The organism is Rhizobium sp. Nf11,1 (assembly GCF_050587665.1).
Taxonomy (GTDB): Bacteria; Pseudomonadota; Alphaproteobacteria; order Rhizobiales; family Rhizobiaceae; genus Rhizobium.
Window position 1 is genome coordinate 52058 of sequence record NZ_JBOBHU010000023.1, and the last position, 25117, is coordinate 77174.

Below are 25117 nucleotides of genomic sequence, written 5' to 3' on the forward strand. Positions count from 1 at the left end.
TTTACGGGGAGAGGGTTAGGGTGAGGGGCTGTACCCCACCTCGCGCCTTACCTCACTATCCATATGCTGCAGCATATGCTCCGGATAACGCCCGCCCGCGGCCGCATCCTTCGGGACGGCGCGTTCGATGGCTGCGAAATCCTCCGGAGATAATTGCACCGCGCGGGAGCCGAGCGCCTCGGTCAGTTGAACGCGGCGGCGGGCGCCGATGAGGGGAACAATATCCTTCCCCTTGGCGGCGACCCAGGCGATGGCGATCTGGGCGACCGAGACACTCTTTGCCTGGGCGATCTCGCGCAGCTTGTCCACCAGCGCGAGATTCTGATCGATATTGCCTTCCTGGAAGCGCGGGCTATGGGTACGGAAGTCCCCAGCGGCGGCCTGGCCCTTCTGCCAGTGGCCGCTGATCAGGCCGCGCGAAAGCACACCGTAAGCGGTGACCGAAATACCGAGTTCACGCGTCGTCGGCAGGATGCGATCCTCGATCCCGCGCGAGATCAGTGAATATTCGATCTGCAGATCGACGATCGGGGCGGTGGCTGCGGCGCGGCGGATCGTGTCGGCGCCGACTTCCGACAGACCGATATGTCTGACGTAACCGGCCTGATCAAATCGGCGATGGCGCCGACTGTGTCCTCGATCGGCACATCCGGATCCAGGCGGGCAGGGCGGTAGATATCGATATAGTCGACGCCGAGGCGCTGCAGCGTGTAGGCGAGGAAGTTCTTCACGGCGGCCGGGCGGGCATCAATGCCGCTCCATCCCCCCGCGGGATCGCGAAGTGCGCCGAACTTGACGCTGAGGACGGCGTCTTCGCGCCTGCGGCCCTTCAATGCCTCACCGATCAGCGTTTCGTTATGGCCCATGCCGTAGAAATCGCCGGTGTCGAGCAGGTTGATGCCGGCATCGAGCGCGGCATGGATCGTCGCAATGCTCTCCGCGCGGTCGGCGGGACCATACATGCCCGACATGCCCATGCAGCCGGGGCCAATGGCCGAGACATCGGGTCCGGTCTGTCCTAAACGATAGGTCTGCATTGTCTTCTCCTTTATTGCGCCGTGGCGGCGTGATCGGGCAGCCGCGCCGGCGCGACGCCGTCGAGGCTGTTCTACCGTCTTCGCATCCGGGCGATAATCGGACGGAGTGGAACAGGCTGTGCGGGGAAATGCACAATGAGTGTTCCGCTTGGATTGATCTGGATGCCGTCGCGGCGATTGCAAGGGAGTTTTATCGCTACGATTCGCCGGAACGACGGCGCACGTCTAGCGGTTGAGGCCCTGACGATTTTCCCGTAGAACTCCTGAGATGCTTCCAGTTGTTCACCGATTGTTTCAGCTTCTTTTCTGAGCTATGTCACTTTCCGGCGACGGAGATCGTCTTTTCAGAAACAGCTGCTGTAGAGATGCCTCATGCTTGATCCGAGATTCGTTCGCCGCGGCCTTTTCCTGGTCTTCGTCATCCTCTTCCTCGACATTATCGGCATCGCCATCATCATGCCGGTGCTGCCCGCCTATCTGGAGCAGCTGACCGGCGGCAGCGTCAGCGATGCGGCGATTGATGGCGGCTGGCTGATGCTCGTTTATGCCGGCATGCAGTTCCTGTTCGCGCCGTTGCTGGGAAACCTGTCCGACCGCTTCGGCCGCCGGCCGATCCTTCTGCTTTCGGTGCTGACCTTCGCCATCGACAACTTCATCTGCGGCATCGCCACCAGCTTCTGGATGCTGTTCGTCGGCCGCGTGCTTGCCGGCATCAGCGGCGGCAGCTTCGCCACCTGCTCGGCCTATATCGCCGATATCAGCACGGAGGAGAACCGCGCGAAGAACTTCGGACTGATCGGCATCGCCTTCGGCGTCGGCTTTACCATCGGCCCTGTCATTGGCGGATTCCTCGGGGAATTCGGCCCACGCGTGCCCTTCCTCGGCGCTGCCGCTTTGTCGCTTCTCAATTTCATCGCCGCCTGCTTTCTGCTGCCGGAAACGCTGGAGGCGAAAAACCGCCGCCGCTTCGAGTGGAAACGCGCCAACCCCCTCGGCGCGCTGCGCCAGATGCGCCATTACCCTGGCATCGGCGGGGTCAGCCTCGTCATGTTCCTGTTTTTCCTGGCGCATGCCGTTTATCCCTCGGTCTGGTCCTTCGTCTCCACCTACCGCTACGGCTGGAGCGAGGGCCAGATCGGCCTGTCGCTCGGCATTTACGGCATCGGTGCTGCGCTCGTCATGGGCCTTGTCCTGCCGCGGATCGTGCCTGTGCTTGGCGAGTGGAAGACCGCGCTTCTCGGCCTCTGTTTCTCGGCTGCAGGCTTGACCGGCTATGCCTTCGCCTGGGAGGGCTGGGTGGTCTATGTCGTCATCGTGGCGACCGTCATCGAAAACGTCGCCGATCCGGCGCTGCGCAGCATTGCCGCCGGCAAGGTGCCGCCTTCGGCGCAGGGCGAGTTGCAGGGCGCGCTGACCAGCCTCAGCAGCATCACCACCATTGTCGGGCCATTGATCTTCACGCAAATGTTCGGCTATTTCACGCGGCCTGAGGCGCCCGTCACCTTTGCCGGTGCGCCTTATCTCACGGCTGCTGTGCTCATTGTTGTGGCCGCCGGGATATTTCTCACGAGGGTTCGAGCCGGGGAGCCGGCCGAGGCGCTGGAAGGTGTGGGCTGAACCAATCAGAAATGGTGATGGTATGATGAATTTTTCATCATCTGCCTGTTTTGGGGTAGTTCTTTGCGGGGCTTTGATTTAAGCCCGAGTGATATTTTTGCGCCCACTACGCGGCGTTGCAGATCTCAATCACAGGACTGGTGTCATGGACACGCCGATCGACGCGCGCAGCCTTGCGCCGACAAACGATAATCGTTGGGGTGCGCATTTTCGTGCAACACTGGCGCTCGGCATTCCGCTGATCGGCGCACAGCTCGCTCAGCTCGGCATCAATACCACCGACGTGATGATCGTCGGCCGCCTCGGCGCCGAGCATCTGGCAGCGATGGTGCTGTCGGCTCAATTCCTCTTCACCATCCTCATCTTCGGTTCGGGTTTTGCCATCGCCGTCATTCCGATGGTGGCGCAGGCCTATGGCCGCGGCGACGTCGTCTCTGTGCGCCGATCGCTGCGCATGGGTCTGTGGGTGGTGATTGGATATTGGGCCGTCATGCAGCCCGCCTTCTTCAATTCCGAGCAAATCCTGCTCTTCGCGCAGCAGAAGCCGGAGGTAGCCAAGCTCGCGCATGGCTATATCATGATCGGTCAGTTCGGCGTGCTGCCGGCACTGCTCTTCAACGTGATGCGCGCGCTGGTCAGCGCCATCGGCAAGGCAGGCATCATCCTCAACGTCACCATCGTGACGCTGGTGATGAACGCGTTCTTCGCCTATGCCCTCGTGCTCGGCCATTTCGGCTTTCCGGCGATGGGGCTCGAGGGTGCGGCGATCGTATCGGTCGTGGTGCAGACGGCTGGTTTCCTCTTCATCCTTGCCTTCGTGCAGAGGCGGGAGGAGACGCGCCGCTACGAGATCTTCGTGCGGTTCTGGAAGCCCGACTGGCATGCGCTGCTGGAAGTCATCCGGCTCGGTTTCCCGATCAGCGTCACTATCCTTGCCGAGGTCAGCCTGTTCACGGTGGCCTCGCTGCTGATGGGCTATATCGGCACGATCGAACTCGCCGCCCACGGCATCGCCCTGCAATGGGCTTCGATCGCCTTCATGATCCCGCTAGGCCTCAGCCAGGCGGCGACGGTGCGCGTGGGCGTCGCCCACGGGCAGGGCGATTATGACGGGCTGGTGCGGGCTTCGATCATGGTGTTCATCCTCGGCTGCGCCATTTCGGCGGTGGGCTCGGTGCTCTTTGCCACAATGCCCCAATTCCTCGGCAGCTGGTTCCTCGACGTCAGTTCGCCCGAGGCGCCCGAGGTGCTCTCCTATGCCGGGCCGCTGATCGTCGTTGCCGGGCTTTTCCAACTGGTCGACGGGCTGCAGGTGATCGCTAATGGACTGCTGCGCGGCCTGAAGGACGCGCGCGTGCCGATGATCATGGCGCTGATAGCTTACTGGCCGATTGGCTTCTTCCTAGCCTGGGCCTTCGCTTTTCCGTTGGGTCTGGGCGGCATCGGCATCTGGTTCGGCTTCCTCGTAGGGCTGGCGGCGGCCGCCGCCATGCTCTGCGGACGCTTCTATCTTCTCGTTCGCCGGGAGGGCGCGATCGCCGGCGTCTGAGCCGGCGTCCTTGCCCTCAGGCCGCGACAGGCTTGTAACTGCCGATATCGGCTCGAATGCCGAGACGCGAGAACATTTCCTGCGGATCGAAATTTGCGGCCTTGTGGGCGGCCGTCACGGCTGCTCGCGCACGCTCGACGACTTCGGTATTTTTCCATTCGGCGATGGTAACGAAATTGAATTCGCCGGGACCTGAGACCTGCTCCAGCACCCGGTGATCGATGAAGCCCTCCTGTGCCTCCAGCAGCTTGTGGGTCATCATCACTTTGACAAGAAATTCCTCACGCGCCGCCGCCGGCACGATGAACTTGTCGACACAATAGAAAGCTCCGCTCATCTATATCTCCTGCATCGGATCTGCGGGTTGTTCTGTAATTCCTCAAGCATGGTTGAGGTCAATAGTGAAAGGGCAGGGGCCGGTCGAATGTCCATTCCTTTCCTGTTTCGGGGACATTGTCCAAGCTTGATGCAACGGTGCGCCAGAAGCGGTTGCTGGCTCGGCTTCAAGGAACGACAGAGCAGGCATTGCGTGCAGCTTCAACGTCGGGTGCGTCGATGAGCGATTGGACAAGTCGATCTCAGCCAAGATCGCTCCAAGCCGCGGCTAGAAGTTCTTTCTTGCCTTCTGTCTCCCTGCTATCCTGGAAGTGAGGAGACCGCGCCATGAGCGAGAACCGAAAGCTGGCTGCAATCCTGGCCGCAGACGTGGTCGGGTACAGCCGGCTTGCCGGCGCCGATGAGGACCGCACCCTGGCGAGGTTACGGGCACTGCGCAGCGATCTCATCGATCCGACGATCGCCGTGCACCATGGCCGGGTGGTGAAGCGCACCGGCGATGGTGCGCTGGTCGAGTTCCGCAGCGTGGTGGACGCCGTGCGCTGTGCCATTGAGGTGCAGAACGGTATGCTGGAGCGCAATGACGGCGTGCCGCAGGACCGTCGCATCGAGTTTCGGATCGGTATTCATCTGGGCGACGTCGTGGAGGAAAGCGATGGCGATCTGATGGGCGACGGCGTCAACATCGCCTCGCGATTGGAGGGCGTCGCCGCGGCAGGCGCGATCTGCCTGTCCGAGGATGCCTATCGCCAAGTCAAGGCGAGGCTCGACCTCTCGGTCAGCGATCTCGGCAACACGCAACTCAAGAACATTGCCGAACCGATCCGCGTCTATTCGCTGCAAGTCGGCAGCGCCGGGACCAATGCAGCCGCCACCTCGGAAACCGCAACGAGTCCACCTGCGAGGGCAACGTCGCCGAAGCTGTCGATCGCCGTCCTGCCCTTCGCCAACATGAGCGGTGACGCCGAACAGGACTACTTCGCCGACGGCATCTCGGAAGACATCATCACGGCGCTATCGAAGTTGTCGCAGCTCTTCGTCATCGCCCGCAATTCGTCATTTACCTTCAAAGGCAGGAACGTCCACGTGCAGGAGGTGGGCACGAAGCTCGGCGTGCGGCATGTTCTTGAGGGCAGTGTGCGCAAAGCAGGCAACAGGGTACGCATCACCGCGCAGCTCATCGACGCGACCACCGGCGGGCATCTATGGGCGGAGCGGTTCGATCGAGACCTGACCGACATTTTCGCGGTTCAGGACGATGTCACGCAGCAGATCGTCGACGCACTGGCGGTCAACCTGACAGAAGGTGATCGGAAAAGGCTGGTGCCGGGCCAGACCGGTCAGCCCGAGGCCTATGACTGCTTCCTGCGTGGCCGGGAGCTGTGGCACCGGCTGACGAAGCAAACGAACAGCGACGCCCGCGATCTTTTGCAACATGCCGTCGAACTGGACCCCAACTTCGCCTCGGCACATGCTTTTCTCGCCCTTACCCATGGGCTCGACTACCTGAACCGGTGGAGCGCGTCGCCGCAACGCTCGCTCCAGCAGGCCGAAGAGGCTGCGATGCTGGCGGTGGCGCGGGATGAGAGCGACCCCGTGGCGCACTGGGCATTGAGTGTCGTCAGGCTTTACTCACGGCAGCACGATAGAGCCATAGGCGAGGCCGAGCGTGCGATAGGCCTCAACCCGAACTTCGCCGAAGGGCAGGTCAGCCTCGGCGAGGCACTTCTCTATTCAGGCAGATCCCACGAGGCACTCGCCTGTTTCGATCGGGCGAGGATCTTGAACCCGTATTTTCCGGATGTCGTTCTCCACTTTCAGGCCTGGGCCTGGTTTCAACTGCGAAGGTACGAAGAGGCCGTTGAATTGTTGATGCAGCGCGTGAGCCGCAATCCCGTCACCGACGTCTCGCGCGCGCTTCTGGCCGCCTGTTACGGACACCTCGGCCGGTTCGAAGAGGCTCGGGCGACGTGGCAAGAGGTGCTGCGCGTTAATCCCGACTTCTCCTTGGAATACCGCCGCAAAGTCTTGCCCTTCAAGAACCCCGCCGATTTCGATCTCGCCATGGAGGGGCTACGCAAGGCCGGTGTCGTACAATGATGAGTGATCAATGCCCGATCTTGAACCTGTTCGCCATTTCGGCGGAAGATGAACAACAGCCGGTGCCGGCGTAACCACCACCTCCAGCGCAATCTGCCATCAAGGTCTGCTTTCAGGAAGCTGCGAAGTCGCCCTCTACTTGCGGCGCAAAGCAGCTCTATCCTTCAACAAAGAAAAAAGACGCTATGGGCAAGCAGATAGCGGTCCTTTCTCTGATAGCTGTCTTTCAAGTTTCAAGAGATGCCACATTACGTTGGTGGCTGCCGGTTTGGCAGAGTTTGCGAAACCGGCACTTCTTGAACTAGCGCTCTGCAAGCGCCGGTTCGCCCTTCTTCTCGCGCACCATGTTGACGAAGCGGCGGAAGAGATAATGGCTGTCCTGCGGGCCGGGAGAGGCTTCCGGATGGTGCTGGACGGAGAAGACCTGCTTGCCAAGCACGCGCAGGCCGCAATTGGTGCCGTCGAAAAGCGAAATATGAGTCTCTTCAACGCCGTCGGGCAGCGACTTCGAGTCGACCGCGAAGCCGTGGTTCATCGAGACGATCTCGACCTTGCCCGTCGTGTGATCCTTGACCGGGTGATTGGCGCCGTGATGGCCCTGGTGCATCTTTTCGGTCTTGGCGCCCAAGGCGAGGCCGAGCATCTGGTGGCCGAGGCAGATGCCGAAGACCGGAATATCGGTCTTAACAAGCGTCTTGATGACAGGCACGGCATATTCGCCGGTTGCCGCCGGATCGCCGGGGCCGTTCGAGAGAAAGATCCCGTCCGGCTGTAAGGCGAGCACGTCTTCGGCGCTCGTTGTTGCCGGCACGACGGTCACCTTGCAGTCGAGGCCGGCAAACAGGCGCAGGATGTTGCGCTTGACGCCGTAATCGAGGCAGACGACGTGATATTTCGCATCCGCCGCACCGAGTTCGCCGTAACCCTGGTTCCAGACCCACGGCGTCTGCGCCCATTGTGAGGACTGGCCGGACGAGGCGATCTTGGCAAGATCGAGACCTTCCAGGCCGCTCCAGGCCTTGGCTTCGGCCTTCAGCGCCTCGATGTCGAAGACGCCGTTGGCGTCGTGGGCGATCACCGCGTTCGGGGCGCCGTTCTCGCGGATCCAGGCGGTGAGCGCACGCGTGTCGATGCCGCAAAGGCCGATGATGCCGCGGGCCTTGAGCCACTGGTCGAGATGCTTGGCGGCGCGGTAGTTCGAGGGGTCGGTGATGTCGGCCTTGAAGATGACGCCGACGGCGCCGTGGCGGGCGGCAGGCGTCAGGTCCTCGATATCTTCGTCGTTGGTGCCGATATTGCCGATGTGGGGAAAGGTGAAGGTGACGATCTGGCCGAGATAGGAGGGGTCGGTCATGATCTCTTCGTAGCCGGTCAGCGCCGTGTTGAAGACGACTTCAGCCTGGACCTTGCCGGTGGCGCCGATGCCCTTGCCTTCGATCACCGTGCCGTCGGCAAGAACGAGCAGGGCGGTCGGCTTTTCGGTTGTCCAGGGTGCTGTTGCGGTCATCTTCATCCCGTTTCCGGCGGCCGATGCGCTTAGCCGCGCTCGTCGCCATTTGATCTCGCAGACGTGTCGGCACGGCAATGCCGCGCGCTTCAGGCCTGATCACGAATTTTGGTGCAGGTGGCGGTAAATAGCCACGCAATCGCTGAGCGTCAATCTTTGTAGCCGGGATTGCGGCCGTTTTCTTGCGCTTTATCGCGCCGATCGCGCAATTTATTTGATCCGTCGCATCGGCGTGGTTTATGAAGCGGCATCAAAAAAGGAGTGAAGACATGCTGCGCGATCAACTCGCCACCCATCTGAAAGAGGCGATGAAGGCCAAGGATTCGGAGCGGCTGTCGACCGTTCGGCTGATTCAGGCGGCGATCAAGGACCGCGACATCGCCAATCGCGGTACCGGCAAGGAGCAGGCGAGCGACGACGAGATTCTGCAGATCCTCGCCAAGATGGTGAAGCAGCGCGACGAATCGGCAAAGATCTATGAGGAGAATTCCCGACCGGAGCTCGCTGCCAAGGAGCGTGCGGAAATCGCCGTCATTCAGGACTTCATGCCGAAGCAGCTTTCCGACGGCGAAGTGCGCGCCAATATCTCGGCGATCATCACCGACACGGGTGCTGCCGGCGTCAAGGACATGGGCAAGGTGATGGCGGCGCTCAAGGAGCGTTATGCCGGCCAGATGGATTTCGCCAAGGCATCGGCAACCGTCAAGGAGCTTTTGAACGGATAAGCCTCAGATGGCCCGTCTCGCCTGCGGCTCTTCACGGACCGCAGGTCCGAGCACGGCCTCGGCGGCGGCATCGACGATCGCAAACTTCGCCGCCTGGTAGTTCCAATATTCGAGGATAAAGCGCCGGGACAGCCAGAAGTCGCCCTTGCGCGAAGGTTCTGTCCAGCCGACGCTTTCCATGGTCGTGGCCTGGGTCAGAAGCCGCTTCAGGTGGGTATTGGAAATCATGAATTGCTCGCGGAGCTCCCGGAGCGACAGTGGGCCGATAACGACGCGCTCGGCCGCCCGAGGAAATTGCGGAAGGCGGGAGATCAGGTAATCCATCACCAGTCCGCCGGAATTCGCCCAGTTGAAGAGGTTGAAGGTGGGGCCCGGATTGCGCACGTACTCACTGCCGATGATCGCCCTTGCGATCCGCGGCTGAATCGCAGCCATTGTCGCGGAGGGGTCGGCGGTGATCTGGTCGGCGCGTTCGCCGCCGTCGAGGCTGTCGAGGATCATCATATGGGTGACGAGCCATCGGATGAAATGCTGTTCGGCGATTTCGGTCGGTTCCAGATAGCGTGTGCGCTTGTCAGGTCCAGGCACCACACGCAGGAAACGATAGGCCAGCATTTCCTGCATGAAGGCCGCGGCCGTGTTGCGGCTGGCGATGTCATTCTTGACTGCGAAATCGACAAAGCGGCCGGAATAGAGGCTACCGCTCTGGCCGTCGTCAGGATGACCGTAATGAAGTGCGAAGCCGGCATGGGCCATCAACCAGCGCTGCTGCGCGGCGAAAATCGATGCGATGCGCGGGCTCTCGCGATAGATCGCAAGCAGTTGATTGGCGCAATGGAGGATCGCAGCGAGAAAGCGATCGTCTGCTGCAAGATTTTCCGCGGTGAAAGCCATTGGGAAGGGTCCAGGAGTTCGGCGCAACATCTTTCATTCACGCGCCGTCTGTCAACGGTTCCGTCGATAAGCGGTTAATTTCAAAGGGAGAGTTGGCAACTGAGCCTAAAATTTAAGAAGGCAGGAGCTGGGGGCGCTCCTGCCTTCTTGCTCTTTGCTTCCGCCGGCAACGCAGGGCTGAGGCCCAAGCCGGAGGGTATTTGCAAAGGCACCCTTGCGAAGCGGCGCCGGGGGTAGGGATGGTGCTTCGCTCGGGGATCGCTTTGTTGAGATCAAACCTATTGCGGTGCGGCCGTCTGTTCAAATTACAAAAAAATAATGATTGCCGAAAAAGGCGCTTCGAGAGGACTTCGAAGCGAAGGTTCGACAAGCGCCGCGAGGATAAGGGCGCCCAAGCGGCGGCTGCGATAAGTGACTGTTTTGGAAAGATTTAATTCAACTCGGTCGAACGATCTCGCTCATGCCGAAGCACCTCCAGTGCCCGGCTTCACAGACGTTCGGCGACAATAATGTCGCACCCTGTCGCAGGGGTCGGTCACGAGTTGTTGATTGGATAACTGGCGCCGCGGACGTCGGGTGCACTTGCCTGTGAATAGCGGGTTTTCCTGACGAGTTTCGTGGCATGGTGCGGCAAAGCAGCTTATATGGAGCTTGGCCAAGAGGGATAAATGCGCTTTTCGAACACCTTTCTCGATGAGATCCGCGACCGCGTTCCGATTTCGAACGTGATTGCGCGCCGCGTCAGCTGGGACAAGCGTAAGACCAATGTCTCGCGGGGCGACTACTGGGCCTGCTGCCCTTTCCATGGCGAGAAATCGCCGAGCTTCCACTGCGAGGACCGAAAGGGTCGGTATCACTGCTTCGGCTGCGGCGTCACCGGCGATCACTTCCGCTTTCTGACGGAGCTGGAGGGCTTGAGTTTTCCTGAGGCGGTGCAGCAGATCGCCGACATGGCCGGCGTGCCGATGCCGCTTGCCGATGCCGCGATGGAGAAGCGCGAGAAGGAGCGCGGCTCGCTGATCGACGTCATGGAAATGGCGACCAGCTTCTTCCAGGACCAGCTGCAGACGGCCAATGGCGCAAAGGCGCGCGCCTATTTGCGCGATCGCGGGCTGACGGGGCGTACCATCGAGACCTTCCGACTCGGTTATGCGCCTGACAGCCGTAATGCGCTGAAGGAATTCCTCGCGGGCAAAGGCGTTTCCAAGGAGCAGATCGAGGCCTGCGGCCTGGTTGTTCATGAAAACGTGCCGGTCTCCTACGACCGTTTCCGCGACCGCATCATGTTCCCGATTCTTTCGTCCCGGGAAAAGGTGATCGCCTTCGGCGGCCGCGCTATGTCATCAGATGCGCCGGCGAAATATCTGAACTCCAACGAGACTGAGCTCTTCCACAAGGGCAATGTCCTTTACAATTTCGCCCGAGCGCGCCGCGCCATACAAGGGCTTGGCCGCGGCGATCAGGATGACAATGCGAGCGGCACCATCATCGCCGTCGAAGGCTATATGGACGTGATCGCGCTCTATCAGGCCGGTATCGAAAACGCCGTTGCGCCGCTCGGCACTGCGCTCACCGAAAACCAGCTCGAGCTGCTCTGGAAGATGGTGCCGCAGCCGGTGCTCTGCTTCGATGGCGACGGCGCCGGCATTCGCGCCGCCAATCGCGCCGCCGAGCTGGCGCTGCCGCATCTGAAACCCGGCCGTTCCGTCCGCTTCGCGCTTCTGCCTGACGGCAAGGATCCGGACGACCTCGTGCGCGACGAGGGACGCGCGCCTTTCGACAAGGTGATGAGTCAGGCAAAGCCGCTTTCGGAGATGCTGTGGAGCCGGGAGATCAACACCGGCAAGTTCGATACGCCCGAGGCGCGCGCCGAGCTCGAAGCGCGGCTGAAGCAGCTCGTCGCCGTCATCGCCGACGAGAATGTGCGCCGTCATTACCAGCAGGATATTCGCGACCGGCTGAATGCCTTCTTCCAGCCGCAGTTCCAGAACCGCAACGGTGGCGGGCGGCGCGGTTTCAGCAGCAGCCCCCGGAACGCCCGCGACAATGCGGCCAAGGCAGGACCGAAAAGCCCCAGCCTGATTTCCGATCGGCTCGCCCGCTCGGGCCCCGTGCGCGGACACCGGGACAATACGGCGTTGCGCGAAAGCGTGCTTGCGCTCACCATCGTCAATCATCCGGCCCTGATGATCGATGATTATGATGAAATCGCCGCGATTGAATATGACAGCCGCGAGCTGCAGCGGCTCTGGTCGGCGATGCTTGGCGCAGCCGCTGCCGTCGCCGGTCCGCATCTGACGCGCGAATATCTGACTGAGCGGCTGGAATTCGAAGGTTTCGGTCCGCTCATCAAGAGTCTCGACCAGCAGGTGCGCAATGCGAGGCTCTGGACGGCAACCGAGGAGGCGGCGATGGAGGATGCTCGTGAAGGCTATCGTCAGGCGCTCGCCTTCCACAAACGGGCGAAGGCGCTGCGCCGGCAGAAGATGGAACTCGAACGCGAGATTGCGCTGGCGACCGAAGCCGGCGACGGCGAGGCAATCATTCAGCTGATACGGGCGCAGCAGGAAGTGCATCTCGAAGGCGTACGCCTCGAGAACCAGGAGGCGATTATCGACGGCTTCGGCGTGCTTTCCGGCCGTGTCAAAGGGGCGGCGAACCACTGATGCCGCTCAGCAAACGCAATGAGCCCGGTTTTTCCGCTTCCGATACGCTGTTTTCCGCCGGCCGCTCGCCGCTCGACATCCTGAAACAGGTCTATGGTTATTCCTCCTTCCGCGGCAAGCAGCAGGAGGTGGTCGAGCACGTGGTTTCAGGCGGCGATGCCGTGGTGCTCTTTCCGACAGGTGCAGGCAAATCGCTCTGCTTCCAGATCCCGGCGCTTTGCCGTGACGGCGTCGGCATCGTCGTTTCGCCGCTGATTGCGCTGATGCGCGATCAGGTGGAGGCGATGAAGCAGCTCGGCATCAGGGCTGCGGCACTCAATTCGTCGCTGTCGCGCGAGGAGTTCGTCGAGGTTCGCCGTGCGCTTTCGGCTGGAAAGCTCGACCTTCTCTACGTCACGCCCGAGCGCATCCTGACGGACGGTTTTCGCGAGCTGGTCGCCAGTGAGAAGATTGCGCTGTTTGCGATCGACGAGGCCCATTGCGTCTCGCAATGGGGCCATGATTTCCGCCCGGAATATCGCGAGCTCGGCCGGCTCGGCGAACAGTATCCCGGCGTGCCCCGCGTGGCATTGACGGCAACGGCCGACCCGCACACGCGTGACGATATCATCGAGCGGCTGGGGCTGGGCAATGCCGAAATCTTCACCACCAGCTTCGACCGGCCGAATATTGCCTATGAAATCGTCGAGCGCGACCAGCCGCGCCAGCAGCTGCTGCGCTTCCTCTCCGGCCATAAGGGCAACAGCGGCATCGTCTATTGCCTGTCGCGCGCCAAGGTCGAGGATACGGCCGAGTGGCTGAACGGGCAGGGCATCCGCGCGCTGCCCTATCACGCCGGCATGGACCGGGCGGTTCGCGACGCCAATCAGGACGCTTTCCTCAAGGAGGAAAACCTCTGCCTGGTCGCGACCGTCGCCTTCGGCATGGGCATCGACAAGCCGAATGTGCGCTATGTCGCCCATCTCGACCTGCCGGGTTCGGTGGAGGCCTATTATCAGGAAACCGGGCGCGCCGGCCGAGACGGGTTGCCGTCCGAGGTCTGGATGGCCTATGGCATGGCCGACGTTATCCAGCGCCGCCGCATGATCGACGAGGGCAACGCCGCAGACGAAATCAAGCGGGTCGAGCGCGCCAAGCTCAACGCCTTGCTGGCGATCTGCGAAACCGCCTCCTGCCGTCGGCAGGCGATCCTTGCCCATTTCGGCGAGGCGCATGCCGGCCAATGCGGCAATTGCGACACCTGCCTGAAGCCGGTCGAGACCTGGGATGGCACGGAAGCGGCGATCAAGGCGCTGGCCGCGGTCTACCGCACCGGCGAGCGGTTCGGCGCCGGTCATGTCATCGATGTGCTGGTCGGTAACATCAACGAAAAGACCGAGCGTTTCGGTCATGTCGATATGCCGGTCTTCGGCGCCGGCAAGGACATTCCGGCGCGGACTTGGCAATCCGTCTATCGCCAGCTGCTCGCCATGGGGCTGATCCGTATCGATCATGAGGCCTATGGGGCGCTGAAGCTGGAGCCGGAGGCGCGCGCCGTCTTCAAGCATGAACGGCAGGTCTTCTTCCGCAAGGACCGGCCGGCATCGGAACGGCGTACGAAGAAGGCCGAGCGCAGCGAGCGCAAGTCGGGCCTGTCGGGCGCCGACGGCACGCTTTTCGAGGCGTTGAGAGCCGAGCGCATGGCGATCGCCAAATCGCTCGGCGTGCCACCTTACGTCGTCTTCCCCGATACGACGCTGATCGCTTTTGCGACGGAACGGCCGCGCAGCCGCAAGGAATTGCTCGGCGTATCAGGCGTCGGGCAATCGAAGCTTGAGCGCTATGGCGACGCGTTCCTGGAGATCATTCTCTCGCACGATGAATAGCCCGGTTATCCGGAGCAGTATGGTCTCGTGGAGATCGGCGATGGTTCCGATCTTTGAGAAATTGGGTTCAGGCAAGGTCTGTGTAGAGAAAATCGTTGCCTTTGTAGAGAAGGCGCGTTTTCAGCGCCTTGGCGCAAGCATAGGCAAAGCAATCGCCGAAATTCAGGTCTGCCCGATGACCGATGACTTTTCCATAGCGCATGCTTGCAGACAGTGCATCTTCGCCGACCTCATGCGAGATCGAAATCTCTTCGAGAAGCAGATCTTCGGCGAATGCATCAACCGCTTCGGCTGATGCCCGCAGGAGTTCGGGTGTTGTCTTCCGGCCTGTCGGCGTCTTCTGCCGTGCGAGCGCCTGGATGGCTTCGAAGCGGACAAGGGGCGAGATGTGCATGATGGAATCGTCCGATGCCGCCAAGGCTTTCTCGAGTTCTTCATGACCGGGCTCTCGCGCGAGAATGGCGACGATCGCCGATGCGTCGATAAACATCAGCGACCCCACATCTCGTCGCTGAATTTCTTCATGTCGAATGACGGGTCGTTTGCTCCCATCGCATCCGCCAGCGATTTTGCGCGCATGAGGCGTTCATGCAGCGGCCGGCTTTGCCGCGCGCGCGTAAGCTCATGATGGAGGGCCGTTCGCACGGCGTCGGTTTTTGTCGCGGCCTTGGTCAGGCGCTGCAATTCACTCGCAAGCTCGTCTACTTCAGGATCTCGAATGTAAAGCGCCATGTTGATATTCCTTCTGCATATACAGATATCACTTTTGAATATTCATTTCAATTTCTCTCGCCGCGGACCTTTCGTTGTGAAAATATTTCGTACCGGATCGGCGACATCTGCACTTGCTTTGTGTTAATTGCAGCGCCCATCGGACGATGTTTGGGGAAAAGGGCGTTTACAATGACAAAAGCATTTCTCTCCCACCTGCAAGCTGAGCTTGCCTCTCTTAGGGATGCCGGCCTCTACAAGTCCGAACGCGTCATTACCTCAAAGCAATCAGGCGAAATCGCCGTTGTTTCCGGCGAGCGGGTGCTGAATTTCTGCGCCAACAACTATCTCGGCCTCGCCGACAACGAGGAGCTGGCCGAGGCCGGCAAGAGGGCGCTCGACCGCTATGGCTACGGCATGGCCTCGGTGCGCTTCATCTGCGGCACGCAGGAGGAGCACAAGCAGCTCGAAGCGCGCATCTCCGCCTTCCTCGGCATGGAAGACACGATCCTCTATTCCTCCTGCTTCGACGCCAATGGCGGCCTGTTCGAAACGCTGCTTGGCGAAGAGGATGCGATCATCTCCGACGCGCTGAACCATGCCTCGATCATCGATGGCGTGCGTCTCTCCAAGGCCAGGCGCTTCCGCTACACCAACAACGACATGGCAGCGCTGGAAGAAGAGCTGAAAAAAGCCGAGGGCAGCCGTTTCAAGCTGATCGCCACCGACGGCGTCTTCTCGATGGACGGCATCATCGCCAATCTGCAAGGTGTGTGCGACCTCGCCGAAAAATATGGCGCGATGGTCATGGTCGACGACAGCCATGCCGTCGGCTTCGTCGGCAAGAATGGCCGCGGCTCGCCGGAATATTGCGGCGTCGAGGGCCGGATCGACATCATCACCGGCACGCTCGGCAAGGCGCTCGGCGGTGCTTCCGGCGGTTATACCTCGGCAAAGGCCGAGATCGTCGAATGGCTGCGGCAGCGCTCGCGGCCCTATCTGTTTTCGAATACGCTGGCGCCGGTGATCGCCGCCGCCTCGCTCAAGGTGTTCGACCTCATCGAAAACGGCGATGCCCTGCGCCAGCGCCTTTCCTACAATGCCGATCTCTTCCGCAGCGAGATGACTAGGCTCGGCTTCAAGCTCGCCGGCGAAGGCCATCCGATCATTCCCGTCATGCTGGGCGATGCCAAGCTCGCGCAGGACATGGCAAGCCTGATGCTGAAGAAGGGGATCTATGTGATCGGTTTTTCCTCCCCTGTCGTACCGAAGGGCCAGGCCCGCATCCGCACACAGATGTCGGCGGCGCATTCGAAGGCGGATGTGGAGCGGGCGATTGCGGCTTTTGCCGAGGCCGGGCGGGAATTGGGTGTGATTTGAGAATGATCGTTGTTGCCCCTCACCCTAAACCTCTCCCCGCTGGCGGGGAGAGGGGACCTGCCTAACGCAGCGTCGAGGGTAAGGAAGCCGGTGCAGCATACCTCCTTCGCCACGCGCGTGGGGAGAAGGTGCCGGCAGGCGGATGAAGGGCTGCGACAGATACGGAGCCAAGGAATACAGATATGTCGAACATGATGAAGGCGCTGGTGAAGTCGAAGCCGGAAGTCGGGCTCTGGATGGAGAATGTGCCGGTGCCGGAAGTCGGGCCGAACGATGTGCTCATCCGGGTGAAGAAATCGGCGATCTGCGGCACCGACGTGCATATCTGGAACTGGGACCAGTGGGCGCAGAAGACCATTCCGGTGCCGATGGTGGTTGGCCATGAATTTTCCGGCGAGATCGCCGAGATCGGTTCGGCGGTCACCCGCTATCATGTCGGCGAGCGCGTTTCCGGCGAGGGGCATATCGTCTGCGGCAAGTGCCGCAACTGCCGGGCGGGCAGGGGGCATCTCTGCCGCAACACGCTCGGCGTCGGCGTCAACCGGCCGGGCTCGTTCGGAGAGTTCGTCTGCATTCCCGAAAGCAATGTCGTGCCGATCCCGGACGATATTTCAGACGAGATCGCCGCGATCTTCGATCCCTTTGGCAATGCCGTGCATACCGCACTTTCCTTCGATCTTGTCGGCGAGGACGTGCTCGTCACCGGCGCCGGGCCGATCGGCATCATGGGAGCACTGGTCGCCAAGCGTTCCGGCGCCCGCAAGGTTGTTATCACCGACATCAATCCGCACCGCCTGGATCTGGCGCGCAAGCTCGGCATCGACCATGTCGTCGATGCATCGACGGAAAACCTCGCCGACGTCATGAAGGAGATCGGCATGACGGAAGGGTTTGACGTCGGGCTCGAAATGTCGGGCGCAGCACCCGCCTTCCGCGACATGATCGACAAGATGAACAATGGCGGCAAGATCGCCATTCTCGGCATCGCGCCGGCTGGTTTCGAGATCGACTGGAACAAGGTGATCTTCAAGATGCTCAATCTCAAGGGCATCTATGGCCGCGAGATGTTCGAGACCTGGTACAAGATGATCGCCTTCGTACAGGGTGGCCTCGATCTTTCACCCATTATTACTCATCGTATCAAAATCGACGATTTCCGCGACGGATTCGAGGCGATGCGGTCGGGCAATTCGGGCAAGGTCGTGATGGACTGGATGTGAGGGAAGACGACATGCTCTCATCATTTTCTGCGCCAATTGCGGCATCGCCCCCTTCGGCGAGGGCGTGGCGCCGAGCGGTGCCGTGATGGCTTCGATCAATCTGCGCTGCATTCCCGCGATCGATCTCGGCGCGCTGAAGGTGACGCCTTACGACGGCCAGGCTCGTTAGCCAATATTTGCCCGGATCGGGCGAATATACCGTCGGCACAATTTCAGGAAATGGCCGGAACAACTGGGGCGGCGGGCAAAATTCAGGCCGCCCTTGTCTTTTGTTTGCTGCTTCTTAAATAAGGTTCGCAATCGCAGCCGCGGTTCAAAGCCTGTGGATAAGGCTTTTTCCGAGTTTTCGCGGGCTTTTTTGCTGGAAAAGCTTGACGAGAACAAAAAATGTGGGAATCACCGTTCGACTTGTTGAAACGGTGAACAGGGTCAAGGCGGATCGCGCAACCATGGCCGGAAATCCAAAGGCAAGAAAGCTTTGCTGTCCGGTACCGGCGATCGTGGTTAATCAGACTTTAAATGTCATCCCGTTAGGTGGGCTCAGGTGATTCAAGGGCGACGCGAGCGGCGCGTCAGGCCCTGAGACGGCCCATTCACCGTAGCGAGATTGGATAGCGTCAGGAAGGCGACGATATAAATGGCAACCAAGGTCAAAGAGAACGAAGACGCGGAAGTCGAACGCGACGGCGCAAGCGACGGCCCTCTTCTCGATCTTTCCGACGACGCGGTCAAGAAGATGATCAAGGCCGCCAAGAAGCGCGGCTACGTGACGATGGACGAGCTGAACGCCGTCCTGCCGTCCGAAGAAGTGACCTCCGAGCAGATCGAAGACACGATGTCGATGCTGTCGGACATGGGCATCAACGTCATCGAGGACGAGGAAGCCGAAGAGGCCAGTGCTTCCGGCGGTGGCGATGACGACGACGCCGGCGGCGATGAGGACAGCGAAGGCGGCGAACTCGCGCCTTCGGCCGGCACCGCGCTTGCGACCGCCAAGAAGAAAGAGCCGACCGACCGTACCGATGACCCGGTGCGCATGTATCTGCGCGAGATGGGCTCGGTGGAGCTTCTGTCGCGCGAAGGCGAAATCGCTATCGCCAAGCGGATCGAAGCCGGCCGCGAGACGATGATCGCGGGCCTCTGTGAGAGCCCGCTGACCTTCCAGGCCCTGATCATCTGGCGCGACGAACTCAACGAAGGCACGACGCTGCTGCGCGAGATCATCGATCTCGAGACGACCTACTCCGGTCCGGAAGCCAAGGCCGCGCCGCAGTTCCAGAGCCCCGAGAAGATCGAGGCCGACCGCAAGGCGGCGGAAGAGAAGGAAAAGACCCGGCGCGCCCGCTCCGGCGACGACGACATTACCGATGTCGGCGGCGAAGGCCTGCCTCCGGAAGAGGAGGAAGAGGACGAGGACGAATCCAACCTGTCGCTGGCGGCGATGGAAGCCGAGCTGCGCCCGCAGGTCATGGAAACGCTCGACATCATCGCCGAGACCTACAAGAAGCTGCGCAAGCTGCAGGACCAGCAGGTCGAGCAGCGCCTTGCCGCCACCGGTACGCTGTCGTCCGCCCAGGAGCGCCGCTACAAGGAGCTCAAGGACGAGCTGATCAAGGCGGTCAAGTCGCTGTCGCTCAACCAGAACCGCATCGATGCACTGGTCGAGCAGCTCTATGACATCAACAAGCGCCTCGTGCAGAACGAAGGCCGCCTGCTGCGTCTGGCCGAATCCTACGGCGTCAAGCGCGACTCCTTCCTGGAGCAGTATCAGGGCGCCGAGCTCGATCCGAACTGGATGAAGTCGATCGGCAATCTGGCCGCTCGCGGCTGGAAGGAATTCGCCAAGGCCGAGAATACGACGATCCGCGACATCCGCCAGGAGATCCAGAATCTCGCGACGGAAACCGGCATCTCGATCTCGGAATTCCGCCGCATCGTGCACATGGTGCAGAAGGGCGAGCGCGAGGCCCGCATCGCCAAGAAGGAAATGGTCGAAGCGAATCTTCGCCTCGTCATTTCAATCGCCAAGAAGTACACGAACCGCGGCCTGCAGTTCCTCGACCTCATTCAGGAAGGCAATATCGGCCTGATGAAGGCGGTCGACAAGTTCGAATACCGCCGCGGTTACAAGTTCTCGACCTATGCGACATGGTGGATCCGTCAGGCGATCACTCGCTCGATCGCCGACCAGGCCCGCACGATCCGCATTCCGGTGCATATGATCGAGACGATCAACAAGATCGTCCGGACCTCGCGCCAGATGCTCCACGAGATCGGCCGCGAGCCGACGCCGGAAGAACTGGCCGAAAAGCTCGCCATGCCGCTCGAAAAGGTCCGCAAGGTCCTGAAGATCGCCAAGGAGCCGATCTCGCTCGAAACCCCGGTGGGCGATGAAGAAGATTCGCATCTCGGCGATTTCATCGAGGACAAGAACGCGCTGCTGCCGATCGACGCCGCCATCCAGGCGAACCTGCGCGAGACGACGACGCGTGTTCTCGCCTCGCTGACGCCGCGCGAAGAGCGTGTGCTGCGCATGCGTTTCGGCATCGGCATGAACACCGACCACACGCTCGAAGAGGTCGGCCAGCAGTTCTCGGTCACCCGTGAACGTATCCGCCAGATCGAGGCGAAGGCGCTGCGCAAACTCAAGCATCCGAGCCGCTCGAGAAAGCTGAGAAGCTTTCTGGACAGCTAAGAACCTGCAAGCTGCGCTCGTTCCTCGACAGCTGAGGCTTCGAAATTGCCGTCATGATTGGAAAGCCGGGCGTCGTGCCCGGCTTTTGCTTTTGTGATTAATACCAATGATCCCGGCGGCTTTCTTGTCGCTCAGTGGTGACAAGATTATAGTCCGGTCACGGGGGAGGAAATCGATCGCGATGCGCGAGCGAGGACCGATGTATGCCCGTGTCGGGCGAATCCTCCGTTGGGAGGTGCAAAATGACCACTTACATTGTGTTGATCAACTGGACGGACCAAGGCGTGCGCACTGTTCGCGACTCGTCAAAACGGCTGGATGCGGCGAAGAAACTGCTAGGCGACATGGGCGGCTCCTTCAACCAGTTCTTTCTGACGATGGGCGGCCACGACATGGTGGCTGTCTGCGAAGCGCCTGACGATGCCGTCATGGCGCGATTTGGCCTTTCGCTGGCGATGGCCGGCAATGTCCGCACCCAGACACTGAAGGCATTCCCGGAGGCTGCCTATCGAGAGATCATCGGCTCGCTCAGCTAACGCATGCAGAATTTCAGCGCCTCTCCCGATCAAGGGCGCGGCCTCGGCCCCGCTCGTGAGTGGCCCGTTGTCCAAGTCCGAGAAGAGAACGGATGGCGCGCCGGCCAGCGGATGGCTTCGGCGCGATCACGAGGTTTTTTGCTTTTGCGGCTTGATGCTGCCGGCTTTAAAGGGCACATCGCTGCTGTGACAGACGACGTGGACCTGGCAGAGACGACTCACGAAACGGTAAAACGGCGGCCCGAAATCCGCTGGGGTATCGGTGTGTCCGTGCTTCTGCATGTGCCGGTCGTTGCCCTCCTTATTTTCGGCCTGCCAAAGATCGAGCCGAAGCCCCCGGAGGACGAGAGCGTGAAGGTCGAGCTCGTCCCGCCGCCGGAGGAGAAGAAGCCGGAGGAGAAAAAGGCCGAGGAAAAGCCGCCGGAGCCGAAGCCGCCGCAAGAGGCTAAGAAGGCGCCTCCGCCGCCTCCACCGCCGCCGCCTCAAACGGAAGCTGCAAAACCTGAGCTGAACACCCCGATGCAAAGCATCTCTCGTTCGGTTCTTGAGTTTTCGGACAAGGATACTGTGTTGGGACAGAGGCAACAGGCGTTGCCGCAGCACGCGGAAACACGAAAGCCATCCATTGCCGGCGTGAAGTCAGCGAACGCGCCCGTTGAGCCGTGGCAATCCGAAAAGTCTGAAGTTCAGAAGACGGTTCCTGCGGCGAATCCAATGCCTAAGGATATCGAGCTCCCTCAGGTGCAAACCGCTGAAATCAATCCTGAAAAGAAAGGGCCGGCTGCCACAGAACCGGACGAAGCAAAGACGAAATTCGAGCAAGCGGAACGCACAAACGAATCTGCGTCAGCGCCACCTCCTGTGACGGAAGCTGGAAAGAAAGCCGAAGAGCTTACCCAAGCTGAGGTGCTATATTCGGACAGGGTCACTTCCGATCCGATGATTAAGACCGCAATCAACAATCTGCCTCGAGGCACCCGAATCAATGCGCTCTGCCTGACCGAACTTCAACAGCAACTGATCCATGCTCCGGGGCGGTATAAGCCGGATTTCCTGCCTTCCTTCTCGCGTGCCATCAAAGGGAATATTCTTAACGGCACGGGCGGCGCCTTCCAAAGTTCAGGCTCATGGTACGACGTTACCTTGATATGCGAAGTCGACAATGATGCCAGGAAGGTAATATCCTTCCGCTTCGACGTTGGAGACAAGATTCCAAAAAGCCAATGGAAAAGCCGGGGCTTTCTGAAATACTGACGTTCACGTGGCACAAGCCTGCTCCAGCACCAAGCTACACGCAAGGAACCGCATCTAGCCTCTCACCATGCCCGTGATGGTACGGTGAAGAAGGGACAATGATATGTCGAACGAGATCGAGCGTTTGCTTGAGCGCCAGGACGAAGCCGTCAGCGTGCTGTTCCTGGAAAACAAAGGCGACGAGCTGACCGATATCCTGGTGGCGGCGCTCGAAGAGGCGTTCGAGATCCTGCTCGAAGCAGCCCCAGCCGAAACGATTCATTGACATCTTTCAAGACATTGCCTGCAGGACCTTTCGGCGCCCGCTTGTCCGGCTACCGGATAGAGCGCGATACGCTCGGCCGTTCGGCGGCGAGCGTCTTCCGCCTGGAAGGCGAGAACCTGCCGGCGCTTTATCTGAAGGTCGAGGCGGCAGGGCCGTTCGGCGAACTTGCCGATGAGGCGGCCCGGCTCGCCTGGCTCAAGGCCTCCGGCCTGCCTTGCCCGGAGGTGATCGCCCGTGAAAGCGACGACGAACGTAACTGGCTGCTGCTCAGCGCTCTGCCGGGAACCGATCTCGCCAGTGCTTCGGCGCTGGCGCCCCTGGCGCGCATCGAATTGCTGGCGGAGGCACTGCTCGATCTTCATCGCCTGCCAATCACTTCCTGTCCGTTCGATCACCGCCTGGAAAAACGCCTGCCGGCGGCCAAGGCCCGTATGGAAGCTGGAATCGTCGATGAGGAGGATTTCGATCCGGCCCGGCTGGGAAAGAGCGCCGCCGAGCTTTTTGCTGAGCTCGAGAGCATGAGGCCGGGCAGCGAGGATCTCGTCGTCACCCATGGCGACGCCTGCCTCCCGAACTTCGTCGCTCTACACGGCCAATTCTCAGGCTATATCGATTGCAGCCGCCTCGGCATCGCCGACCGCTATCAGGATATCGCGCTCGCCTGCCGCAGCATCGCCGATAATTTCGGCAAGGCGCTGGTGCAGCCATTTCTCGATTGTTACGGCCTTCCGGCGCCTGATCCGGCAAGGCTCGGTTACTATCAGTTGCTCGACGAGTTCTTCTAGACGGTTGCGTCATCAGGGCTTGGCTGGCAGAGTTGCCGGCATCGAACCTGCGGATGTCAAATGCCGAAAAACCAGTTCAGGATGCTGCGCTCGGCGCTTCCAGGCGTCGAAGCGGTGGAAGCCGAAACGCCTCACAGTTTCGCCAGGCACACGCATGAGCAGTTCGGCATCGGCCTCGTGTCGTCGGGGGCGCAGAAATCGCTCAGCGGGCGCGGCATGGTGGAGGCGGAGGCCGGCGATATCATCACCGTTAATCCGAATGAGGTGCATGATGGCGCGCCGATCGGCGAGCGCCGGTCGTGGCGCATCCTCTATTTCGATCCCGAGATCGTCACCGGCCTCTCGCAGGAGATCGGTCCAGGGCGCTCGGAAATCCCGCATCCTGTCATTCGCGATGCGGCTATGGCCGGCCGCTTCGAAACGCTGTTTTACGCGACCGCGAGTGCTGCCGACGGGCTGCTTTGCGAGGAACTGCTGCTGCAACTCGTCGCCGACGTCATGCGCGAAGGCGGCGGCAGCGAAGAGAGGCCGCCGGTGCCGTCATCCATCCGTGCGGCGCGGGATCTGATCGACGACGATCCTCTTGCCGCCGTCTCACTTGCCGACCTTTCCAGGGAGAGCGGCCTCAGCCGCTTCCAGCTGCTGCGCGGCTTCGCCAGGGCGACCGGATTGACGCCGCATGCCTATCTCATCCAGGCCCGCATCCATATCGCCCGGCGGCTGATCGCTCAGGGCACGCCGCTTGCCGAAGCCGCCTTTGCCAGCGGCTTTGCCGACCAGAGCCATATGACGCGTGTCTTCGTGCGCAAATACGGCCTGTCGCCCCGGCTTTACGCCGGCGCTTTTCTCTGAGGTCCGAGACGCAGCCACCCGCCTCGTCCTTCGAGGCTTCGGCCCTTGGTCTACGCGCCTCAGGATCAGGGCTGATCGTGGATGCCCGCGGCTTCGCAGGCTCCCACCTCTCTCCGGCCTCGAAGGACGGCGCTGGCCGCCTTGCTTCGATTCATACGCCCTGCAATTTCGTTCAAGACCCCGACCGACCGCTGCTGTTTCTTCGGCGCATCCAATCGGAGGCGCGGAATGTCGAGACAGGTTCAAGGTTATTTCTATCTGGCGCTCGCCATGCTGACGGTCGGCAGCACTGTCATCGCGAGTAAGATCATTGCTTCGGGACTGCCGCCTTCTACCGCCACCGCCTTGCGCTTCGCCCTCGCTCTTCCCGTCTTCTTCCTACTGATGCGGGCAAGCGGAACCCGGTTGCCGAAGCTCTCCAGGTATGACCGTCTCATCCTCGTCATTCAGGCCGGCGCCGGCAGTGTCGGCTATACGACGCTGCTGATATCGGGCCTCAGCCTCACCTCGGCCGCCGATGCGGGCGTCATCATCGGCACGCTGCCGGTGGTCTCGGCGGCGGTTTCGATCCTGCTGCTGCGCGAACGGCCGGGGCGCGCCCTGCTTCTGGCCGTGGCGCTGGCGAGCGTCGGCGTGTTTTCGATCGCCTTCACACCGGAGGCGACCGGCGGTTCGCTTGCCGGCAATCTGCTGATTTTTCTCGCGGTCATCTGCGAGGGCTTGTTCATTCTGTTGAACAAGCGGCTGACCGTCGACATTCCGCCGCTTGCCCAGTCGACGCTGATGACCGGCATCGGCTTCGCCGTCTCGATCGTTCCGGCCATTTTCGAGGCGCCCCTCACGCATGGGTTTTCAGCCAGTGCTGCCGCTGCCGTCGTCTATTATGCTCTGGTGCCGACCGTCGGCGGCTTTCTGCTCTGGTATGCGGGGGCAGAGAGGGTGAGCGGCACGGAAGCCGCGCTCTTCACCGCGCTTGCGCCGATTTCGGCCGTCATGCTCGCTTTCGTCATTCTCGGCGAGCCGATCGGCTTCAACCAGATTGCCGGCATTGCCTGCGTGCTGGCGGCCGTGTTCGGGCTTGCCTTTGCAGGAAGCCACAGGAAATTCATCGAAGGGAAATGAT

At 61.1% G+C, this 25117-nt stretch carries 20 protein-coding genes and 2 pseudogenes; 16 read left to right on the plus strand and 6 right to left on the minus strand.

The genetic code is table 11. The features are described from left to right. Positions 1-15 precede the first annotated feature (15 nt). Positions 16-1037: pseudogene (locus ACQ7C1_RS26045) on the minus strand (aldo/keto reductase). A gap of 372 nt (positions 1038-1409) precedes the next feature. Between ACQ7C1_RS26045 and ACQ7C1_RS26050 the strand changes: the two are divergent. After that, positions 1410-2654: a TCR/Tet family MFS transporter gene (locus tag ACQ7C1_RS26050; RefSeq protein ID WP_097596902.1), complete on the plus strand. Its 1245-nt coding sequence runs from the start codon at positions 1410-1412 to the stop codon at positions 2652-2654. A gap of 145 nt (positions 2655-2799) precedes the next feature. Continuing rightward, a complete protein-coding gene (locus tag ACQ7C1_RS26055; protein WP_430960359.1) occupies positions 2800-4203 on the plus strand; it encodes an MATE family efflux transporter in 1404 nt (467 codons plus the stop codon). Positions 4204-4219: 16 nt separating this feature from the next. Here ACQ7C1_RS26055 and ACQ7C1_RS26060 read toward each other — a convergent pair whose 3' ends face one another. Then, entirely contained in the window at positions 4220-4540 is a 321-nt protein-coding gene (locus ACQ7C1_RS26060; RefSeq protein WP_430960360.1) for an antibiotic biosynthesis monooxygenase family protein, read from the minus strand. Positions 4541-4866: 326 nt separating this feature from the next. Between ACQ7C1_RS26060 and ACQ7C1_RS26065 the strand changes: the two genes are divergently transcribed. Next, positions 4867-6639 carry an adenylate/guanylate cyclase domain-containing protein gene (locus ACQ7C1_RS26065; RefSeq protein ID WP_430960361.1) on the plus strand — a complete coding sequence of 591 codons (1773 nt, stop codon included), beginning with the start codon at positions 4867-4869 and terminating at the stop codon, positions 6637-6639. Between the two features lie 301 nt (positions 6640-6940). Here ACQ7C1_RS26065 and carA read toward each other — a convergent pair whose 3' ends face one another. Next, positions 6941-8146, minus strand: coding sequence for a glutamine-hydrolyzing carbamoyl-phosphate synthase small subunit (gene carA / locus ACQ7C1_RS26070; protein ID WP_430960385.1), 1206 nt, complete (start codon positions 8144-8146; stop codon positions 6941-6943). Between the two features lie 269 nt (positions 8147-8415). Here carA and ACQ7C1_RS26075 point away from each other — a divergent pair, with 269 nt between their 5' ends. Further along, positions 8416-8871, plus strand: coding sequence for a GatB/YqeY domain-containing protein (locus ACQ7C1_RS26075; protein ID WP_430960362.1), 456 nt, complete (start codon positions 8416-8418; stop codon positions 8869-8871). A gap of 3 nt (positions 8872-8874) precedes the next feature. Here ACQ7C1_RS26075 and ACQ7C1_RS26080 read toward each other — a convergent pair whose 3' ends face one another. Further along, positions 8875-9765 carry a hypothetical protein gene (locus tag ACQ7C1_RS26080; RefSeq protein ID WP_430960363.1) on the minus strand — a complete coding sequence of 297 codons (891 nt, stop codon included), beginning with the start codon at positions 9763-9765 and terminating at the stop codon, positions 8875-8877. Positions 9766-10433: 668 nt separating this feature from the next. Between ACQ7C1_RS26080 and dnaG the strand changes: the two genes are divergently transcribed. Further along, complete coding sequence (gene dnaG / locus ACQ7C1_RS26085) at positions 10434-12431, plus strand: DNA primase (protein ID WP_183706170.1); 1998 nt, start codon at positions 10434-10436, stop codon at positions 12429-12431. After that, positions 12431-14296, plus strand: coding sequence for a DNA helicase RecQ (gene recQ, locus ACQ7C1_RS26090; protein WP_430960364.1), 1866 nt, complete (start codon positions 12431-12433; stop codon positions 14294-14296). Before dnaG ends, recQ begins: the two co-directional genes overlap by 1 nt. 67 nt (positions 14297-14363) lie before the next feature. On the opposite strand, the gene ACQ7C1_RS26095 is transcribed toward recQ, so the two are convergent. Next, positions 14364-14786, minus strand: a complete 423-nt coding sequence (locus ACQ7C1_RS26095; RefSeq protein WP_183706166.1) for a type II toxin-antitoxin system VapC family toxin — start codon at positions 14784-14786, stop codon at positions 14364-14366. After that, positions 14786-15028: a type II toxin-antitoxin system VapB family antitoxin gene (locus ACQ7C1_RS26100; protein WP_430960365.1), complete on the minus strand. Its 243-nt coding sequence runs from the start codon at positions 15026-15028 to the stop codon at positions 14786-14788. The genes ACQ7C1_RS26095 and ACQ7C1_RS26100 overlap by 1 nt, the downstream gene beginning before the upstream one ends. Positions 15029-15199: 171 nt before the next feature. Between ACQ7C1_RS26100 and ACQ7C1_RS26105 the strand changes: the two genes are divergently transcribed. The 10 genes and pseudogenes from ACQ7C1_RS26105 (at position 15200) to ACQ7C1_RS26150 (ending at position 25116) form a co-directional block, all read left to right on the plus strand. Continuing rightward, positions 15200-16387: a glycine C-acetyltransferase gene (locus ACQ7C1_RS26105; protein ID WP_430960366.1), complete on the plus strand. Its 1188-nt coding sequence runs from the start codon at positions 15200-15202 to the stop codon at positions 16385-16387. 182 nt (positions 16388-16569) lie between these two features. Continuing rightward, a complete protein-coding gene (gene tdh, locus ACQ7C1_RS26110) occupies positions 16570-17607 on the plus strand; it encodes an L-threonine 3-dehydrogenase (protein ID WP_097596894.1) in 1038 nt (345 codons plus the stop codon). Positions 17608-17632: 25 nt separating this feature from the next. Further along, a pseudogene (locus tag ACQ7C1_RS26115) lies at positions 17633-17776 on the plus strand (GFA family protein); the annotation flags it as partial. 468 nt (positions 17777-18244) lie between these two features. Further along, positions 18245-20302, plus strand: a complete 2058-nt coding sequence (gene rpoD, locus ACQ7C1_RS26120; protein WP_430960367.1) for an RNA polymerase sigma factor RpoD — start codon at positions 18245-18247, stop codon at positions 20300-20302. A gap of 242 nt (positions 20303-20544) precedes the next feature. Further along, positions 20545-20838: a GYD domain-containing protein gene (locus ACQ7C1_RS26125; RefSeq protein ID WP_011426192.1), complete on the plus strand. Its 294-nt coding sequence runs from the start codon at positions 20545-20547 to the stop codon at positions 20836-20838. Between the two features lie 3 nt (positions 20839-20841). Further along, positions 20842-22092: a DUF930 domain-containing protein gene (locus ACQ7C1_RS26130; protein WP_430960368.1), complete on the plus strand. Its 1251-nt coding sequence runs from the start codon at positions 20842-20844 to the stop codon at positions 22090-22092. Positions 22093-22195: 103 nt separating this feature from the next. Beyond that, complete coding sequence (locus ACQ7C1_RS26135; protein ID WP_430960369.1) at positions 22196-22357, plus strand: hypothetical protein; 162 nt, start codon at positions 22196-22198, stop codon at positions 22355-22357. Then, on the plus strand, positions 22354-23142 hold the full coding sequence (locus ACQ7C1_RS26140; protein ID WP_430960370.1) for an APH(3')-II family aminoglycoside O-phosphotransferase: 789 nt from the start codon (positions 22354-22356) through the stop codon (positions 23140-23142). The genes ACQ7C1_RS26135 and ACQ7C1_RS26140 overlap by 4 nt, the downstream gene beginning before the upstream one ends. 60 nt (positions 23143-23202) lie before the next feature. After that, on the plus strand, positions 23203-23994 hold the full coding sequence (locus ACQ7C1_RS26145) for an AraC family ligand binding domain-containing protein (protein WP_430960371.1): 792 nt from the start codon (positions 23203-23205) through the stop codon (positions 23992-23994). Positions 23995-24222: 228 nt separating this feature from the next. After that, positions 24223-25116 (plus strand): DMT family transporter, encoded by an 894-nt coding sequence (locus ACQ7C1_RS26150; RefSeq protein ID WP_430960372.1) that lies wholly within the window; start codon positions 24223-24225, stop codon positions 25114-25116. Position 25117: the final 1 nt, after the last annotated feature.